General features: G+C 40.2%; 21 protein-coding genes. 15 read left to right on the forward strand and 6 right to left on the reverse strand.

The genetic code is table 11. The features are described from left to right. The first annotated feature begins 192 nt into the window (after positions 1-192). The 5 genes from NSQ36_RS02830 (at position 193) to NSQ36_RS02850 (ending at position 4,324) form a co-directional block, all read left to right on the forward strand. Positions 193-1,086, forward strand: coding sequence for an alpha/beta hydrolase (locus NSQ36_RS02830; RefSeq protein WP_212046667.1), 894 nt, complete (start codon positions 193-195; stop codon positions 1,084-1,086). 140 nt (positions 1,087-1,226) lie between these two features. Further along, positions 1,227-1,592 carry an MmcQ/YjbR family DNA-binding protein gene (locus tag NSQ36_RS02835; RefSeq protein WP_003213869.1) on the forward strand — a complete coding sequence of 122 codons (366 nt, stop codon included), beginning with the start codon at positions 1,227-1,229 and terminating at the stop codon, positions 1,590-1,592. 105 nt (positions 1,593-1,697) lie between these two features. After that, positions 1,698-2,459: an SDR family NAD(P)-dependent oxidoreductase gene (locus tag NSQ36_RS02840; RefSeq protein ID WP_050945638.1), complete on the forward strand. Its 762-nt coding sequence runs from the start codon at positions 1,698-1,700 to the stop codon at positions 2,457-2,459. A 105-nt stretch (positions 2,460-2,564) separates the two neighbouring features. Further along, positions 2,565-3,317, forward strand: a complete 753-nt coding sequence (locus NSQ36_RS02845) for a MerR family transcriptional regulator (RefSeq protein WP_161522987.1) — start codon at positions 2,565-2,567, stop codon at positions 3,315-3,317. After that, the gene (locus NSQ36_RS02850; protein WP_050945640.1) at positions 3,314-4,324 is read left to right on the forward strand and encodes an alpha/beta fold hydrolase; all 1,011 of its coding nucleotides are present in this window, start codon (positions 3,314-3,316) and stop codon (positions 4,322-4,324) included. The genes NSQ36_RS02845 and NSQ36_RS02850 overlap by 4 nt, the downstream gene beginning before the upstream one ends. Here the strand turns inward: NSQ36_RS02850 and NSQ36_RS02855 are convergent. Then, on the reverse strand, positions 4,321-4,689 hold the full coding sequence (locus tag NSQ36_RS02855; RefSeq protein ID WP_339206705.1) for a UPF0715 family protein: 369 nt from the start codon (positions 4,687-4,689) through the stop codon (positions 4,321-4,323). The genes NSQ36_RS02850 and NSQ36_RS02855 overlap by 4 nt on opposite strands. Before the next feature lie 275 nt (positions 4,690-4,964). Between NSQ36_RS02855 and NSQ36_RS02860 the strand changes: the two genes are divergently transcribed. After that, positions 4,965-6,113 carry a type II asparaginase gene (locus tag NSQ36_RS02860; RefSeq protein ID WP_137055579.1) on the forward strand — a complete coding sequence of 383 codons (1,149 nt, stop codon included), beginning with the start codon at positions 4,965-4,967 and terminating at the stop codon, positions 6,111-6,113. A gap of 33 nt (positions 6,114-6,146) precedes the next feature. Here the strand turns inward: NSQ36_RS02860 and NSQ36_RS02865 are convergent, their stop codons facing one another. Then, a complete protein-coding gene (locus NSQ36_RS02865; RefSeq protein ID WP_339206708.1) occupies positions 6,147-7,046 on the reverse strand; it encodes an alpha/beta hydrolase in 900 nt (299 codons plus the stop codon). Between the two features lie 56 nt (positions 7,047-7,102). Beyond that, entirely contained in the window at positions 7,103-7,555 is a 453-nt protein-coding gene (locus tag NSQ36_RS02870) for a MarR family transcriptional regulator (RefSeq protein WP_050945644.1), read from the reverse strand. 204 nt (positions 7,556-7,759) lie between these two features. Between NSQ36_RS02870 and NSQ36_RS02875 the strand changes: the two genes are divergently transcribed. The 7 genes from NSQ36_RS02875 to NSQ36_RS02905 all read left to right on the forward strand — a co-directional run bounded on the left by NSQ36_RS02875 (position 7,760) and on the right by NSQ36_RS02905 (position 16,366). After that, positions 7,760-8,365, forward strand: coding sequence for a TetR/AcrR family transcriptional regulator (locus NSQ36_RS02875; protein ID WP_106030194.1), 606 nt, complete (start codon positions 7,760-7,762; stop codon positions 8,363-8,365). A 31-nt stretch (positions 8,366-8,396) separates the two neighbouring features. Then, positions 8,397-9,593: an MFS transporter gene (locus NSQ36_RS02880; protein WP_137055580.1), complete on the forward strand. Its 1,197-nt coding sequence runs from the start codon at positions 8,397-8,399 to the stop codon at positions 9,591-9,593. A gap of 131 nt (positions 9,594-9,724) precedes the next feature. After that, a complete protein-coding gene (locus NSQ36_RS02885) occupies positions 9,725-10,756 on the forward strand; it encodes an acyltransferase family protein (RefSeq protein WP_050945647.1) in 1,032 nt (343 codons plus the stop codon). Positions 10,757-10,905: 149 nt separating this feature from the next. Continuing rightward, positions 10,906-13,083 (forward strand): MMPL family transporter, encoded by a 2,178-nt coding sequence (locus NSQ36_RS02890; protein ID WP_339206711.1) that lies wholly within the window; start codon positions 10,906-10,908, stop codon positions 13,081-13,083. A gap of 103 nt (positions 13,084-13,186) precedes the next feature. Next, positions 13,187-14,371, forward strand: coding sequence for a sensor histidine kinase (locus NSQ36_RS02895; RefSeq protein ID WP_339206713.1), 1,185 nt, complete (start codon positions 13,187-13,189; stop codon positions 14,369-14,371). 5 nt (positions 14,372-14,376) lie between these two features. Further along, positions 14,377-15,027 carry a response regulator transcription factor gene (locus tag NSQ36_RS02900; protein WP_339206715.1) on the forward strand — a complete coding sequence of 217 codons (651 nt, stop codon included), beginning with the start codon at positions 14,377-14,379 and terminating at the stop codon, positions 15,025-15,027. A gap of 553 nt (positions 15,028-15,580) precedes the next feature. Then, a complete protein-coding gene (locus tag NSQ36_RS02905; protein ID WP_339206717.1) occupies positions 15,581-16,366 on the forward strand; it encodes a GNAT family N-acetyltransferase in 786 nt (261 codons plus the stop codon). Here the strand turns inward: NSQ36_RS02905 and NSQ36_RS02910 are convergent. Next, on the reverse strand, positions 16,361-16,834 hold the full coding sequence (locus tag NSQ36_RS02910; RefSeq protein WP_137055586.1) for a GNAT family N-acetyltransferase: 474 nt from the start codon (positions 16,832-16,834) through the stop codon (positions 16,361-16,363). The genes NSQ36_RS02905 and NSQ36_RS02910 overlap by 6 nt on opposite strands. Positions 16,835-16,888: 54 nt before the next feature. Here NSQ36_RS02910 and NSQ36_RS02915 point away from each other — a divergent pair, with 54 nt between their 5' ends. Beyond that, on the forward strand, positions 16,889-17,137 hold the full coding sequence (locus NSQ36_RS02915; protein ID WP_339206719.1) for a YesK family protein: 249 nt from the start codon (positions 16,889-16,891) through the stop codon (positions 17,135-17,137). Here the strand turns inward: NSQ36_RS02915 and NSQ36_RS02920 are convergent. Then, positions 17,134-17,673: a GNAT family protein gene (locus tag NSQ36_RS02920; protein WP_106030203.1), complete on the reverse strand. Its 540-nt coding sequence runs from the start codon at positions 17,671-17,673 to the stop codon at positions 17,134-17,136. The two genes, NSQ36_RS02915 and NSQ36_RS02920, sit on opposite strands and share 4 nt — an antisense overlap. Beyond that, positions 17,670-18,065 carry a VOC family protein gene (locus tag NSQ36_RS02925; protein ID WP_003214262.1) on the reverse strand — a complete coding sequence of 132 codons (396 nt, stop codon included), beginning with the start codon at positions 18,063-18,065 and terminating at the stop codon, positions 17,670-17,672. The genes NSQ36_RS02920 and NSQ36_RS02925 overlap by 4 nt, the downstream gene beginning before the upstream one ends. Positions 18,066-18,258: 193 nt before the next feature. Between NSQ36_RS02925 and NSQ36_RS02930 the strand changes: the two genes are divergently transcribed. Next, the gene (locus NSQ36_RS02930) at positions 18,259-18,801 is read left to right on the forward strand and encodes a dihydrofolate reductase family protein (protein ID WP_050945667.1); all 543 of its coding nucleotides are present in this window, start codon (positions 18,259-18,261) and stop codon (positions 18,799-18,801) included. Positions 18,802-18,842 lie beyond the last annotated feature (41 nt).

The raw sequence follows: 18,842 nt of genomic DNA on the forward strand, positions 1-18,842 counted from the left end.
AGATGAAAAGCACTGAGGACTTAGCGCCGCAGTGTTTTTTTTATTTTCTCAATACTTGTTTCAAAGAGGGCGAAAATGGGGAGATAGATAAAAAGTGAACCAATGTGAATGTGCTGCTGATTCAGTAGAAGGAAAAGAGGAAAAAGAAACGAATGAGTTAAGAAGAAATAAATAAGACAGGAGACTGAGATCATGAACTTAGAAGAACAAATCAAAATCGCTGAGTCATTACGTCAACCATCTGAAGGTTCATTACCGAGTCAATCGGAACTAAAACCAGTCCATCCACCTGAAGTGAACAAAATGGAATATGACATTCCAACAAGTGCTGGCGAAACAAAGGTATGGGTATTTAAGCCGGTCAACACATCAAAGCAGTCGCTTCCTGTTTTTGTGAATTTACATGGCGGAGGATTTATTCTAGGCAGTGCTGAAATGGATAACCACTGGTGTCCGGTCATTGCAGACCGAGCCCAATGTATCGTCGTCAATGTCGAGTATCAGCTTGCTCCAGAGCACCCTTTCCCAGCCGCTCTTCATGAATGCTACGATGTGCTGAAGTGGCTGTATGAACACCCTGATGAGCTTCAAATAGATCCCAAAGCAATAGCCATTGGCGGACATAGCGCAGGAGGAAACTTGGCAACGGCTGCTTGTCTCTTAAATATTCAAAAAGGGAACCAACTCCCGATTGTCTATCAAGTGCTTGATTATCCGCCACTTGATTTAGCCACTGATCCAGCACAAAAGCCAGCGTTTGAAGAAGCGATCCCAGTTGAAATGGCGAGGCTCTTTAATGCCTTCTATCTGCAAGGCCAAGATCCGCGCAATCCGCTCGTTTCTCCAATCTTTGCCGATCGTTCATCCTTGGCACAAATGCCACCAGCTCTCGTTATCACAGCTGAAAGAGATTCGCTAGCTCAAGAAGCCGAACAATATGCTGAGAAGTTAAAAGAAGCAGGGATAGACGTCACGTACAGACAGTTTAAAGGAGTCCCTCACGCCTTCACGCATGCCGGAGATTTAGAAATAGCTGAAGAAGCTTGGCATCTCATGAGTGATCAATTGAAGAAGGCATTTGAATAAGAAAGAAGCATTGATAGAAAAGCACAGAACCCAGCGGGTCTGTGCTTTATTGTTGTGAAGTGAATGAAAAAAATCAGATATATGCCTTCATTGTCGATATAATAGAAAGATAGAAGACGACTTAAAAAGGAGCAAATCTAATGGAAAAAGAGAATCTACAGGCATTTTGCCTTTCTTTAAAAGGAGTCACCCATGATTATCAGCCAGAATGGCAGGCAGATCGATATCATATTGGTGGAAAGATGTTTGCTATGATGGGCGGGGATGCGAATCGAAAGCCTGTGATCACTTTAAAATGTGACCCTCAACGTGCTGAAGAACTAAGAGAGATGCATGAGGGGATTATTCCGGGCTATTATATGAATAAGACTCATTGGAATTCCATCTACCTTGATGCAGACATTCCAGCTTCATTTGTAGAGGAGTTAATCGAACATTCCTACCAATTGGTTTTTCACAAATTAACAAAAAAATCTCAACATGACATCCTCCAACATGATGAATGAAGATAGACAAGCTAATCACCCCTGTGATTCTCTTCAAAATTGACTAGAGCGAAGTGCTGTCGTTATAATTTAACTAGTTAGAAGACGTTCATAGGGGGATATAAAATGAGCTATACAGTCATTACAGGAGCAAGTTCAGGTATTGGATATGAGGCGGCACTGGCCTTTGCAGCACGAGGCAAAAATCTTATTTTAGCTGCACGCCGGCTCGAGAAACTCCAAGAACTGAAGAAGGAAATTCTTGATCAATATCCCGATATCGAAGTAAATATACAGTCTGTCGATTTAACCGACATGGAGCAAGTGTATTCATTTTATGAATCATTGGCTGAATATGAGCTCGACACCTTCATTAATAATGCAGGATTCGGCCATTTCGGCTCGATAGGAGAACAGGATGTAAGTAAAATTGGAGATATGCTTCATCTGAATATCGAAGCCTTAACGATTTTATCCACTTTATTTGTTCGTGATTATGAGCAAGTAGAAGGGGCTCAGCTGATCAACATTTCTTCAAGAGCGGGCTATACAGTCGTCGGCAATGCAGTCACCTATTCGGCCACAAAGTTTTACGTGAGTGCCTTTACAGAAGGACTGGCACTAGAGTTGAAAGAAAAGGGAGCTAAGTTACAGGCAAAAATATTAGCACCTTCTGCAACAGAATCGGAATTTGCAAAGCGTTCATTAGATGTAGATCAATTCGAATATGAAGGCAATATCAAGAAATATCATACATCAAAAGAAATGGCAGCTTGTCTGCTCGAGCTGTATGATCATGAGAAAACAGTCGGTATTGTTGACGGCAAGACATTTGATTTTGAATTGAAAGATCCGATTTTTTCACATGCTGGTCCAAGTATGAAATAGAAATGACACATCACTGAGGGAAGATGTCCTCGGTGATTTTTTTATGGCATGATTGACTGTGTGGTAACCACATGGTTTAGACTATGTACACAAGGAGGGAATCTAGTGACGTATGTAACAAGTGGAGAAGTATGTAAGCTATTAAACATCACAAAGTATACGCTTCGTCATTATATAGAACAGGATCTCGTCCGCCCTGCGAAGGTCGCTCAAAATGGATACCAATTATTTGATGAAAAAGAAATTTACACCCTTTATCAAATCCTCTTCTTAAAAAAGGCGGGGTTTTCTTTAAAAGATATCAGCGAGAGCTTTTCGAAAGAACCCGGTATGACTCTGTCCTATCAAGGTATGCTGGATCAGGTCGAGAAGCAACTACAGGAATTGAGCGAAGTGAAACAGCGTCTGGAGCATATGCTGTCGATTCAAAACAGCCTTCAGCTTAATCAAACAACGACTCAAGATCGACCAATTCGTTATTTAAAACAGATCCCAGATCATCTTCTAAAGAGTGAAACAGAGCTCGACTTTAAACAAATCGTTCACCAAAAGGAGCTGGATCTGTCTCTTTTTGAGGAGAGATATTATGTGATCAATCTGCAAGATGACTCAACAATTTCTTATTATGTATCAAATGAACAGGATTACGATGTGAGACTGGATGCTGGTTCTTACGCGGTCAAAAGTTTTTTAGCCGAAGATGAAAAGAAAGTCATTGAAGAAATTGAGGCTTTTCTACACGAAGCTCCGTTTGCCCAGCCTTCTTATATGATCTTATATGAGAATGTACCGGTCTCTGTCACGTACCAAGATTCCATGGTGTACACAGTTGAACAGAGAGCGGGGAATAGAAATTGAAAAAAAGGATTTGGCTGATCATCGCAGTGGCGGCCTTCATTTGTATCACAGCATTTGTATTTTATGAAAACAGCTTTGCTATGAATGAAAAGGAAGTCGTCATGGAGACTGCGGATGGGACATTATCAGGTATCGTCACAACACCTAAGAAGGAGTCAATAAAAGGAATTGTCCTTTTTGTACACGGAGATGGTCCACAAAATGCCACATATGACGGAGGATACAGACCTTTAATGGAACGCTTTGCAAAGCAAGGCTATGCGTCTATATCATGGGATAAGCCCGGGGTGGGTCAATCAGAGGGAAACTGGCTGCATCAATCCATGGATGATCGTGCAAAGGAAGTAGAGAATGTGATCAAATGGGCGAAGAAAGAGCCTAATCTTCAATCAAAACAAATCATCTTATGGGGAGCAAGCCAAGCGGGCTGGGTGATCCCAAAAGTAATGACAGATCGAACCGATATCACAGCCTCCATCCTTGTCGGGCCTGCTGTCAATTGGATGAGACAGGGAAGGTACAATACACTTCAAACATTAAAAGAAGCGGATGCATCTAAAGAACAAATTCAAAAAACACTCAAAAAAGAAGATGAGCAAAACAAATTATTAGAAGAAGGCGCAGCATTTCGCACATATCAAAAGAAAACGGACGATCAAGAGATGACAAAAGATCGTTATGAATTCATTCAAAAGAACATGAAAGCCGATGCCACTTCAGATATCAAGCGCATCCAATCACCGATCTATTTGGTTTTGGCACAAAATGACCGAAACGTAGATTCCGCAGAAACAAAAAGGATCTACGAGGAAGAAGTAGCACCTCAATGGTTGCATATTCAAACAATAAGAGACGTAGAGCATTCAATGCTGAATCCGCTCATTCATCATTCCAATGCCCTGATCACATTAGCAGCGATCGCCGCACCGAAAGACTTCCTGCTTAGCCAAGCGTACTTGGATCATTGTGAGCATATACTCGAGCAGCTAAAAACACCTTCACATTAGGTGTTTTTTTTATGCGTTCTTTGATAAAGCAAAGAATCAAAGATCCAGTAGATGAGACTGCTCATGATAATGATAGGTATAGATACTGAACTCCCAATACCATCGATCACAAAAAGCATGACAACCATTGCGATCAGTAAATAAGCAGCAAGATAAAGTGGATGGAAAGCCTTTGGTTGCAAAGAAAACAACAACTGCAAAGGAACCGCAAAGACGAAATAACAAACAAAAAAGATGGGAACGTAAAATACCATGAACGCAGGCTCTCCCTGAATCGGTGGATAGAAGCATACGAACAGACTGAGTAAAATCGAACTAAGGAATAGTGTTATTAGGATTTTGTGAAATGATTGAAGCTTTTGCAATATGTATACTCCTTTTTGTAAAATTCACTATATTTTATCATAAATTGATGATCTAGCATCGTTTACTATTCTTAATTGAACAACCTCAATACTCCTTTTTAAAAAGTAAAGTTAGGTATTTAGATGTAAAAAATAAGTGTAATAATGCCCTTTTTTCCTTTATTTGGTTCTGTATCTTTCGCCTCATGCTGATGAATGAAGGAATGGTATAAAGTAAATCCTATAGAAAGAGACCTAGCTTTGAATCCATCACATTTAAGAAAAGAGATGATCGAATGAACGTAACAAAATGGTTAGGTGCTGTCCTTCTTTCAGTTTTATTAATGTCGACAGCAGCTTGTGCCAATACAAGTACCCAAGAGAAAAATCAAAGCGAAAACGAAACCGCATCTAAGGAATCAAAGGACAAAACGACAGCCGTAGAAACAGGGAATAAGTCCTTGTCTAATATTAAGGTATTAGCGACAGGCGGGACGATTGCTGGCAGTTCAGACAGTGATACAGATACGACAGGGTATAAATCTGGTTCACTTGGCATCGATAAAGTCATTGCTTCAGTTCCTCAGCTCAAGGATATTGCAAACGTAACAGGTGAGCAGGTGGCGAATGTAGGCAGTGAAAATGTGGATGATGCTCTTCTTTTAAAATTAGCCAAACGAGTCAATAAACTCTTAAACGATGATCAAGTCGATGGGATTGTCATCACACATGGAACAGATACACTTGAAGAAACCGCTTACTTTTTACATTTGGTTGTCAAAAGTGATAAGCCAGTTGTGGTCGTTGGCTCAATGAGACCAGCGTCTGCTATCAGTGCGGATGGCCCGCTAAACTTGTATCATGCTGTCAAAATCGCCTCTACAAAAGAAGCAAAGGGCAAAGGGGTCATGGTCACATTAAATGACCGAATTGCATCAGCTCGTTTTATTACAAAGACAAATACGACCACAACCGATTCCTTCAAGTCTCTTGAGCAAGGCTACATTGGAGAAATTGCTGGTGAAGTGGTTTCCTTTTATAACGAACCAACAAGAAAACATACGTCTGAAAGTGAATTTGATGTATCAAAAATAAAAGAATTACCACAAGTCGATATTTTATACGGCTATCAAAATGATCAAAAATACATGTATGATGCAGCAGTAAAAGCAGGAGCGAAAGGCATTGTCGTTGCCGCAGCAGGCAATGGAACGATGTCAACTGAAGCCATCAAAGGGGCAACAGATGCCGTAAAGAAAGATGTAGTCGTCGTGAGGTCAAGCCGTGCAGGAAATGGGATTGTGACCCATGAAAAAATGGATGATGAACATCACTTTGTCTCATCGGATTCATTGAATCCACAAAAAGCACGCATTCTGCTTATGCTCGCTCTAACGAAGACAAAAGATCCAAGTAAAGTGCAGGCATATTATGAAAAGTATTAATGAAGAAAGGGACCCGAAGCTTCGGGTCTTTTTTTATACGTGCTCCTGATGATGCTCTTCTGCACGTGTTTTTAAAGAGAGTAAAATATCTCGCCAAATATCGTCTACATCTGTAAGAAAATGTCCCGCTTCATCGATATAATAGGTTTTGACGTTTGGAATGCTAGGAGCTAATTTTTCTATTTCGACAAACGGAGCCATCGCATCTTCTTTTCCATGCCATACATCAACAGGGATTTGAATATCCTTCATATCGAATGCCCACGGACGCGAGAGCAAATCTGGTTCATGAATACATTCATCCACCGATTGACGAGTGGCTTCATGTAAATGTGTCATCATCATCTCTAATTGCTCATCGGTTTGAAGAAATTGACGGTCCCATGGATGTAAATGCTTGTTCCCGTTTTTGGCCAGCTTTTTAAATTTCTCTGGTTTGTTCTCAATCATTTTCTTCTGGGAACGATAGCTTGCTCTTAATAGCCAAGGGAACTTCTTACTGAGGAAAAAAGCCAATTTGTTTTCTTTGAGCATACTTTTTGGCGGTTTTCCGTCCTGAAATGGCGTTGTACTTGAAATCAGAGCGGCTGAAAGGACTCGGTTCGGCAATTGATAAGCACAGCCAGCAGCGAATGCGCCGCCTCCAGATACACCCATCACTGAAAAATGGTGAACGCCAAGATGATCTGCGACTTCCAACACATCTTTTGCCCAATCTAAAATCGTACGTTCAGGTTGAGGGGTAGATAAACCAAATCCTGGTCTGTCTAAACAGATGAGACGAACACCGAGCTCTTTAGAAATGGGGTCATCATCTAAAAACATCACTCTTGATCCAGGAGTTCCATGAAAAAAGAATACTGGAAACCCTTCAAGATCCCCGTATTCACACAAACCAATATGACGTCCATCTTGTAAATGAATACTATCCATACTTTCATCCCCTTAATAGTTTATCTAACTTAAATGTCAGAGAAAGAAACACCGGATTAAGGCGTTTCTTTCGCAATCTGATAGATTTTTTCGTATAGAGACAATAATGTTTTTAAATCTTCTTTTGGAAGCTTTGCATAGTATTTTTGAATAAGGTGCAATTGAATTTCTTCTGTATTCTTGTGAAAGTCATGACCCTTTTCAGCAAAATCAACAATGATTTCCCGCCGGTTATGTGGATTAATTTCTCGTTTGACATAGCCAAGCTGTTCAAGCTTTGATACAAGCTGGCTGGCGGCACTTGCCGAAATGGAAAAGTAATCAGCTAGTTCGTTGATTGTTCTTGTTTTTGTCCGTAATAATTCAAGTGTCAGCTCTTGTTTGGCTGATAAATCTGCATATTCATGTTTTAAAAATCGTTGATACTCTTCTACGTAGATGGAGCCTAGTGCATTCGAGTATTCAATGATTTTTTTACTGTAATGAATGATTTCTGCATCCAATGACATCACCTCTATTCCATTATAGGCATTGTTTATAGTTAAGTGAAGTTAAATATTAAGGTAATTTAAATAAGGAGATGGCATGAGTGATTGTTTCGACGACTTTTTCATTGTATTTTGAAAAAGATCCATTTATAATAAAAAATAAACCAACTGGTCGGTTTTGGATTGTCCTGATGAAGAAAAGCAAGATAGAAGGGATTGTAAAAGATGACAAGTACACAAAGCGGGGCTGAAAAGAGCGAGAAGACGAAGCGAAAAATCGTCACCGCTTCACGTGATTTATTTGCAAAAAAGGGGTACTCAGAAACATCTGTGCGAGATATTCTAGAGGCGGCTGAAGTGAGTAAAGGCAATCTTTATCACCATTTTAAAGGAAAAGAGTTTTTGTTCCTTCATATCATGGAAGAGGATCACCTCTTGATGATGGAGACGTGGCATCAGGAAAAACAAACGATGCAACAGGCCATTGATCAGCTCGCAGGATTTGCAGAGCTGCTCAGTCAAATGGGCATTAACTACCCATTAATGAGAGCAAGTGAGGAATTTTGTGCAAGTGCCTTTACATCAGACGAGGTCATGGAACGGCTGAACAAGATTGACGCCGACTTTGATGATGTGATGAGAGACATCATACTTGAAGGTAACAAAGATGGCAGCTGGTCGATCCAGCATGTTGAGTCAACAGTGAAAATATTATTATCCGTTTTTTACGGATTAGACGTGTTGTATAAAAATGATCCAATCGAAGAGAAAAAAGAATTACAAAAACAAGCGATCTCATTGATTATTCACGGAATCAACCATCATGAGTAACAATTGAATCAATAAAGGGGAAACAAACATCATGCAAAAACCGATTCGTGAGCAAAAAGCTGTACTCGTTATTTTATTAAGTAACATATTTATTGCGTTTTTAGGCATTGGTCTTATTATTCCTGTCATGCCGCTATTCATGAATGTGATGCATCTAACAGGGAGTACGATGGGATACCTTGTGGCGGCGTTTGCTGTGGCTCAGCTCATTGCATCACCTATTGCAGGGAGATGGGTAGACCGCTATGGAAGAAAGATTATGATTGTGTCAGGACTATTTCTATTTGCGTTATCAGAACTCGTCTTCGGTCTTGGGACACACGTGTATGTGCTGTATTTTGCAAGGCTGTTAGGCGGTATTAGTGCGGCATTTATTATGCCAGCTGTGACTGCTTATGTCGCAGATATCACGACCGTTCAAGAAAGATCAAAGGCAATGGGATATGTATCAGCGGCCATTAGTACCGGCTTTATTATCGGACCTGGGATTGGCGGATTTATTGCAGAATACGGTGTACGCCTGCCATTCTTCTTTGCAGCAGGGATTGCCTTTATAGCCGTCATTTCGTCTATGCTTTTGCTGAAGGAGCCATTAACAAAAGAAGAGCGAGCGAAGCAGATGGATCAAGTGAAGGAATCGACCTTCTTTAAGGATTTGAAAAAATCGATCCATCCAAGCTATCTCATCGCTTTTATCATTGTGTTTGTCCTCGCGTTTGGACTGTCTGCGTATGAAACGGTCTTCAGCTTGTTTACAAATCATAAGTTTGGTTTTGGTCCAAAAGATATTGCGGTGATTATTACGGTCAGTTCGATTGTGGCGGTTATCATCCAAGTGCTGGTTTTTGGGAAACTCGTAAATACCCTAGGGGAAAAAAGAGTCATTCAGCTCTGCTTGATTGTCGGAGCGGTGCTCGCTTTTGTTTCAACTGTCGTCTCAGGATTTATGGTAGTCCTCATTGTCACATGTGTGATTTTCTTAGCGTTTGATTTATTGCGTCCAGCATTAACGACCTTCTTATCAAAAATCGCTGGCAATCAGCAAGGATTTGTCGCAGGGATGAACTCTACCTACACAAGCCTAGGTACGATTTTCGGCCCAGCCCTTGGCGGTATTTTATTCGATCAAAATATACATTTCCCATTTCTATTCGCAGGTGTTGTCTTATTTCTCGGATTAGGCTTAACCCTTATTTGGAAGGGGAAGGCGACGGTTGTATCTAATTAAGGGCTCTAACTAGGGCTCTTTTTTTGTTCCTGTGGATAGAGTATTGAAATAATCACAAGGTCACTGTTGATGAGGTGTTATTCATGTTAACATGATACATATTTTACCAAAATGCTAGAGGAGGATTTTCAATGCAAATTAAAGAGATTTTTTATATTCGGTGTATCTCGTGTTTGAGTGTTGTGCTCATTCATGCAATAGCCATTTTATCTAGCCCACAATCATCATCTATTCTTGTAGCACTACTCATGTTCAGTACACCGAGTTTTATTTTCATTTCTGAGTTTTTATTGGCGCATTCTTATCCAAATGGTACACCTAAAGGATTTATGTGGAAGAGAGTGAAAGCCATCTTTTTCCCATTTGCATTTATTGGGATTGTCGATGGGTTTTTGTATTCTGCATCGTTAAATGGAGGGGCAGCTGACTTCTTTAAAAGAGCTTCAGCAAATGTCTTATTGGGAAATTATATTGGTTATTTTGTTCTGATTATTTTTCAGTTTTACTTTTTGCATATGTTTTTTCACAAAATGGCTAAGCGTACCTCAGCCAAATGGGTATTGCCGATCTCCTTTATCATCACAGTTGGTTATTTAAGTGTCATGAACCTCGTCAAAATCCCACAACCTCAATTACCTAATCCAATGTTCGGCTTAGAATGGATTCCATTTCCAGGTTGGTTATTCTATTTTTGTTTAGCCTATTATTGTGGAGTGAATTATCAGCAGTTTATCACAAGACTTCATCAATTTAAGTTTGCCGTGTATGGACTTGTTCTGATTTCAGCAGTGACCCTTCTAAGCAATACATATGTAGGCTTTTTCGAGCCTTCTTCTAAGAGGCCAGATGTTGTTCTTTATACAATCAGTATTGTCTTCTTATGCTTTCTCTTGTTTTCTAAAGTAAAAAGCGTTCCACCTTTCGTAGCTGTCATTAGTCAATATTCATTCACCATCTATTTGCTTCACGGGTATTTTCTAGGTATCTCTGTGTTACTATGGGGACAATTAAAAGATTATCCATTCTTTGTGGGGACATTCATAATATCAGCACTTGCAATTGCTGGACCTATCCTATTGTCTCGGTTAGCAAATCATTATAAATATGGCTATATGTTTGTCGGTAAAATCAACAGAACGAGACGAAAAACAGTCGCCTCATAAACGATTTAAAGGGGATCTTAAGAAGATGCCCTTTTTTTGTTGCCTAAAAGTACAGTGCTTTTTGCCCAAAAGTACAATTTTAATCGATCATCTCATTGCTTAGAATAAAAAGATGAAGTTCATGAAGTTGAAGAAAAAGGAGTAAGTGAATGGCAAAATTTTTATATCATTTAGGAAAAAGTGCTTTTTCTAAGCCGAAACGGATGATTATCGGTTGGTTACTTGTTTTAGTAGCTGTTGTGGCGGCAACAATAGGGACAGGTGTTTCATTTAATGGAGATATGTCGATTCCAGGAACAAAGTCAGAAAAGGCAATGGATCTCTTGGAGAAAAAGTTCCCAGCAGGTGATGATGGCGGGACGATTCGTCTGATCTTTAAAGCACCTAAGGGCGAAACATTAGAAACAAAAAAAGTAAAAAATAAATTGAACGAAACGATCAAAGAAGTCAAAAAGGATAAAGCAGTCAAGCAAGTGACGGATTTATATCAGACATTTGCTATTAGTAAAGATAAGAAAATAGGGTATGCGGATATTTCATACCGGGTGAAGGCGGGTGAGGTAAAAGCATCCTCAAAAGAGAAAGTATTAGATAGTATTAAGATTTCAAGAAAGGCTGGCATCCAAACAGAATTAGGAGGCTCCGTCACATTCTCAGAAATTGAGGTAGGCGGGATTTCGGAAGTCATAGGTATTGTCATGGCCTTCTTTATTTTAGCCTTTACCTTCGCTTCATTATTGATTGCAGGACTACCGATCTTGACGGCTGTCATTGGGTTAATAATCGGCGTGATGGTCATATTAATTACCTCAAACTTTGTTGATATGTCTGCATTTAGTCTTACATTAGCTGTGATGATTGGACTTGCCGTAGGAATTGATTATGCATTATTTATCATTTCTCGATATCGACAGTTATTAGCAGAGGGTTACAAATTGAAAGAAGCAGCTGCTAGAGCTGTTGCTACAGCAGGCAGTGCTGTATTGTTTGCAGGTGTCACCGTCGTGATTGCACTATGCGGACTTGTATTAGTCGGTATACCATTTTTAGGCGTTATGGGTCTTGTAGCTGCATTCATGGTACTATCAGTTATGCTTGTGTCTCTGACAATTGTTCCTGCGATACTAGGGATTCTTGGTGATAAAGTAAGCCCTTCAAGAAAGAATAAATGGTTCTCTAAATTACAATCTCAACAAAAAGAAGAAACAACAGCTTGGGGAAGGTTTATCAAAAAGTATCCAGGTAAAATCATCCTAGGTGTCATTGTATTGACTGGTCTATTTAGTTGGCCAGCACTTCATATGGAGTTGGGTCTTCCTGATAACGGTATGAAGGGGAAGGAAACAACTGAACGCAAGGGCTATGACCTGTTAGCAGAAGGGTTTGGCAAAGGGTTTAATGGGCCACTGGTTGTTATCATTGATGCCTCCCATGCAAATAACGCAATGAAATCTATTGAGAAAACAACAAAAGTATTAGAGAAGATGGATGGCATCAAACAAATGGCACCGGCTGTTCCTAATCCATCGGGTAAGTATGCCATGCTGACCATCTTACCGAAAAGCGGTCCAGAAGATAAGGCGACAAAGCAATTAGTCAAAGATATACGAAATGAATCTAGTCAGACTGCTGCAAAGTATGATACGAAATTACTTGTTACTGGTTCTACGGCAGTTAATATAGATATTTCAGATAGACTCAGTGAAGCGTTACCGAAATTTGCAGGGGTCATTATTGGATTTGCTTTGATTTTAATGATTCTTGTGTTTAGATCATTCCTTGTTCCATTAAAAGCGGTTTTAGGATTCCTTATGACATTGACGGCTACACTAGGTTTTTCAGTCTTTGTTTTACAGGATGGACACCTTGCGCCATTGTTTGGAATACCAGCAAATGGCCCATTGTTAAACTTTATGCCTGTACTAGTGACAGGAATATTATTTGGTCTCGCAATGGATTATGAGGTCTTTTTAGTCAGTCGAATGAGAGAAGATTTCCTTCTATCAGGTGATGCGAAAAAGTCCGTTGTATCAGGTTTGAAGCACAGTGGAAGAGTAGTGACTGCCGCAGGCTTAATCATGATCCTCGTCTTTGCTAGTTTTATCTTTGCAGATGACTTGATCATTAAAACAATGGGATTAACGTTGGCATTCGGCGTTCTGTTTGATGCATTTGTCATAAGAATGACTTTTATCCCAGCTTGTATGATGCTGATCGGACGAGCTGCTTGGTACTTACCCAAATGGTTCGAAAGCTGGCTTCCACGTATAGACATTGAAGGTGAGTCTATTTCTCAGAAAGAAGAGAAAGAAGAGAAGGTGATTTAGTCACTGATAGTCTTACATGGTATGATTGATGATACCGCCATTACCTCGATAAAGGGTGGGCGGTATTTTTTGAGTGAATATGAGGCTCGGATGGTGATTATTTATGGCGAAACGACGGGTAGACCCTTTTAATGAAATGATCTATTCGCGGATTCCAACATTATTATGGGTCATTCTTGTTTATATTGCAGCAATGATATTTCAGTTTATAACCAATTCATTAGCACTTTCTGGCCTGTTTTTTTCTGCACTTATTGCCATACATCTGATTCTGCATTGGTGGTCATTTTACTGGTTTCAGCAGAATCCATGGGTATATTTTCTGATTCAAGGAATTGTGATTCTACTTTGTGTTTCAGTCATGCAGGCGGCTTCCCCTGTGATCTTAATTGGTCTGTTACCGGTACTAATTGCGCAAAGTATTGGGGTATATTATCATACATTGAAGGTGATTTTGACAGGGCTTAGTTTTTATGTCCTTTTTTTTCTTGCCCTTATTTTGGTCAATGATACAGATGATTTGACGGTATACATTCCTATTTTGTTTTTGATTCTGATTGTAGTCATCGCATACTCCATTTTATTTTTTAGACAAGTCAAAGCTAGAATTCGTACACAAACATTTTTAAAGGAACTTGAATTGGCACATCAACAAGTGGAAGAGCTGACACTTGCAAATGAGCGTCAAAGAATGGCGAGAGATTTACATGATACCCTTGCACAAGGACTGGCAGGTATTATTATGCAGCTAGAAGCGGCCCATGCACATTTAGAGAATCAGAATGTTGAGCGTGCTCAAAGCATTATTAAAGGTTCAATGACCCATGCGCGGACGACATTAGGTGAGGCGAGATTGGTCATTGACGACCTTCGAACATATAGCCAGGATCAATATGACTTAGCTGATTCTGTGAAAGATGAAGTGAATCGGTTTATGACGGCGACGAATATTCCAGTTCATACAAAAGTGGCTGTCTCCTATCAAGTGTCCCCTTTTCTCATCGAACATACCGTATACATTGTCAGTGAATGTTTGACGAATATTGCCAAGCATGCCAAAGCAAGTAAAGTCGAATTGGTGATGGAGCAAAAAGAAGATCACATCTCCTTGCAAATCACAGACAATGGAGTGGGTTTTGATGAGAAAAAACAAGAATCCACTTCCGGGCATTACGGTCTAATAGGTATGTCAGAACGTGCCCGACTGCTTGATGCACAGCTACACTTAAAAAGTGAAAAAAATGAAGGTACACAAGTGACGGTAACCATACCTTTAAAAAAGGAGTAAAAACAATGTCTTATCAAATTGTGATTGTCGATGATCATTTTGTTGTTAGAGAAGGATTAAAATTAATTCTTGAGACAGATCAACGATTTGATGTTATTGGTGAAGCAGAGGATGGGGCAAAGGGGTTAGATGTCTTGAAAGAGAAGGCTCCAGACCTTGTATTACTTGACCTCAACATGCCTAACATGAGTGGGCTTGAGATGCTAAAAGAGATGCAGTCTCTTCAATTAAAAGTACCGGTCCTGATTCTCACTACCTATAACGAAGAGAAATTAATGATTGAAGGGCTGCAACTTGGAGCAAAGGGCTATCTTTTAAAGGATGCCAGCAGGGAAAATTTATTTTATACAATTGAAGCAGCTATCAGAGGAGATATTCTTCTTCAAGCAAACGTCGCTGCTAAGGTATTTGAATCAACAGAGCATCAAGTGACTCCGAACCATTTGAAAAAAGAAATAAACATGCTGACTGAAAAAGAGATGCTTGTCTTGCAAGCAGTGGCTAGAGGATTACGAAGTAAGGAAATTGCATTTGATATGGGGATTTCCGAAAGAACTGTCAAAGCTCATTTAACAAATATTTATCAAAAGCTGGAGGTCACTTCAAGAGCGGAAGCAATTAAAGCAGCATTAGAATTAGGGGTGATTCATTTTTAGAGAGAGAGAATGATCATATGAGAAGATGACAAGAAACATTGCTCTGTTAAGTTTCAGCGTCAAGTGATTTATTATCTCTTCCACTGCGGTTTCAGTATGTGTAGGAAAATGAACTCTGCCTACATAAGTAATGGTACGATCTTTGACCGGCACTTGGCGGCATATTATCCGATCAAAATATTCATGTCCCATTTTTATTCGCAGGTAGGCTTACCCCTGATTTGGAAGGGGGAAGGCGACAGAAGAGACAGCAGCAGAATAATGAATGAAGAAGTAAGAGACCTTTTAAACGAGGTCTCTTTTTTTAAGACTGCGGCTTCAGGTGATTTAATGCCTGTGCCATGTGGATGGTTGATGACGTTTACTTATGTCATAACCTTTTCTTGATTCCAAATAAAACAAAGCCTCATTCATAAATCTCCTTTCACAATGAGCATAGCAATAGAGGAAAGCGAATAAGAAAGAATTTTATTTGTTGCAAAGAGTCACTGCATGCGCGCATTTTTTTTATATATAATGGAAGGAAAGAACATGTTTGGAAAAGGGGAGCGCCATGCATCTTTTGGAAAAGCAAAGGACAGCATCGATAAAAGAAGGGATTCGCCAGATCGATCCGGCATATCCAGTGTTTGTAGATGCGGTCATGGATGGTTTCATACAAGGGAATCTTTATGTAGATGATGCAGTGCACCCTCGTATTTATTTTCTCGAAACAGCATGCGGCATTTATTATGTTGCAGGCAAGAGAGAAGAAGAGCTGTCACACTTCTCGGCGTTTATTGTGGATATTTACGAAAGGCAGAAAAGACAAAACGGCCGATTTACCATATTTTCAGCGAATCAATCGACAGATGTGATGATGAAAAATTGTCTTGGATCACATCTGAAAGAGATGGAAAGACATGCGTACGTTTTTTCGCAAGCACAATCTTATGTTTCTGCGTCTCATTCAGGCTACAGAGTAGAGCGGACAAAAGAACAGGTGATCAATGCAAGCAGGGCTTTCACGCCTAGCTATTACGAAGCCTATTGGGGGAGAGCGGCGCGCTTTCTATCAAAAGGAATCGGAGTTGCCATCTTAGATGGTGAGAACGTGGTGAGTGAATGTGTCTCCATTTTTTCAAGTGAAGATCGTGTAGAGATAGATATTTGGACAGAAGAAGCCTGCCGGGGGAAAGGTTTAGCGCAGCTGGCGGGTCAGCATATGATCAAGAGTTGTCTTGAAAATAAGAGGACACCGCATTGGGATTGCGATGTCCATCACCTAACTTCGATCAAACTGGCAGAAAAGCTAGGCTTTCAGCGGACAAAAACCTATCGATTGTTTTACAGCTCATGATGAGAAGGTTTTGAGATACCAAGCATCCATTGCAGAATGCTCAGAGCCTTCAATCGGCTCTGAAAGAAGAGAAAAGCCATATCGCTGATAAAGGCCGGTGGCTGCAGTTAATTCCTGGCGGGTTTCTAAATAACATGCTTCATAGTATGTAGAGGCATATTGCAGCGCTGTATCCATCAGTTTTTTGCCAGCACCTTTTCCTTGAGCATTTGGACTCAGATAAAGCTTTTGTAATTCACATATTCCGTTAGTAAATGGAGCAATGCCTACGCCGCCCAGAATATCGCCATTCTCTTCAGCAATCCAATAGGCTGCATGAGTCAATGATTGATAGTATTCGAACAGCTGGTCAAGGTGGGGATCAGTGTAGGCGGTTCCTTCAATCGCCAGATTCGCCGATTCTAGTGACTGGCGGATAATCGCTGCGATATACGGGTTGTCTTTTTGCTCAATGGGTCTCATGTTCATTGGAAGTACCTCCATCGTCATAAAATAAAAAAAGAGAAAGTGAGTTGAAACAACATGTTTTGGCTGCAAACCGCTATTTTTACATGGTGGGCAGGGAAAAAAGGCAGAAACCGTCATGCGGGTCTGATCCTCCCTATATGCTTTATTCTATTTGGATTGGTTTTATTGATAGCCAGTTTCTTCATTGGCAGATGGGAAGGCATGGCGCTTAGTATATCAAGCGTCTCTATCGTTCTCTCTTCCATGATTTGTTTGATCATCGTCACAGCGATTCAAATTTTAAAAAAAGATGTCCCTTCTTAAGCAGGGGCATCTCCACTGTTCATCTGATTGTATTCTTCACGAAGGATGCCCATGATGATCACATCTGAGTAGGTACCATTGAAATAAAGCGCTTGGCGCCTTTTTCCTTCATATTGAAATCCGGCTTTCTCATAGCTTCTGAAGGCTCTCGGATTGTGGGAAAAGACTTCGAGCTCAAGGCGATTGAGTTCTAATGTCTCAAAGGCGAATGCTTGAACCATTCGGACAGCTTCGGTGCCATAGCCCTTTTGGAAATGTTCTGGTCCATGAAGCGCAATGCGGAAGCTTGCCGTATGATTGATTGGATCAATATCCACAATCGCCGCATCCCCAATCATTTCTTTCGTGTCTAACAGACAAATGGCGAAATCTCGTCTGCTGTCATCTTGTAAAAATCGGGTGTAGGCTGAACGAATTTCTTCTAGTGTGAACGTTTTTCGTGTGCCAGTCATGTAAAGTGTTTCTTCATGCTGGCATCCTCTTTGAATCCCCGGATAATCCTGTTCTTCAATCGGTCTCAAAAATAAGCGGGTCATGACGGATCACCCTCCTCTATATATCGAGATATTTCAATTAAATTCAGATCAGGATCACGGATATAAACAGATTCAACCGGACCTAATGTACCTGTGCGCCTGACAGGCCCCTCTTCAATAGGAACCACTTGCTTGCGAAGGTGCAGCAGCAAACTGTCCATATCTAAATCGGTGATAAAGCACAAATCACTAGAGCCTGGAAGTGGGTGAGCCGCTGCCGGCTCATATTCATGACCAGCTTCATGAAGATTGATCTTCTGTAAACCAAAACGAAGCGCTTTACGGCCTTCTCCAAAGGTTTCTTCCTTCATTCCTAATACGTTTGTATAAAAGCGAATGGTGTCCTCCATATGTTGTACAGTCAACACGATATGATCAAGTCGTCGTATCATCAGTTTCTCCTCCAAGTATGATCATTGATTGAACTGATTTTATTATATCATTACTTGAAGAGGATACCTTAGTGAATCACGGTGTTGAAGGCATGAAAACGGATGATGAAAAATCCATATATACTTTGTCTTTCCTTTCTGATACAATTAAAATAGAATATATGTTCTCGTTTAAGATAAGGGAGTGATGGAATTGAGTCAGAAAAGGAAGCTGCTTTTTTATGGGGCAATGAGTATCGATGGCTATTTAGCGAGAGAGGATCACAGGCTCGATTGGTTAATAGGAACAGAGGGCGAAGAAGAAACGAGGTATGATGACTTTTATGCGTCAGTTGATACGCTGATCATGGGGCGAAATACATATGAGCAGGTTCTACAGCTGTCACCAGATGAGTTTCCTTATGAAGGAAAGACATGTTATATCATGTCACGTACTTTACAAGACAGTTTGAAAGGAACACATATCATTCGTGAAGATATCTTATCTTTTATAAAAAAATTAAAACATGAAGAAGGTCAGCATATCTGGATTGTCGGCGGCGGGGAACTGCTTCAGTTTTTCATAAAAGCAGGATTGGTTGATGAGCTTTATCTTCAAATTGCTCCTGTCATGATTGGGAGAGGCATTCCCCTGTTTTCCCCAGCGGATATAGAATCCAGGTTTTCATTAAAAGAAGTCAAACAATACAAGCAGATAGCTGAATTGCATTTTGTCTTAAAAGAAGAAGATCACTGATTTGAGGTGGTCTTTTTTTTATGAAACAAACTCGTTGACAA

The sequence above is a fragment of the Bacillus sp. FSL W8-1143 genome, from assembly GCF_037965155.1.
GTDB lineage: Bacteria > Bacillota > Bacilli > Bacillales > Bacillaceae > Bacillus > Bacillus pumilus.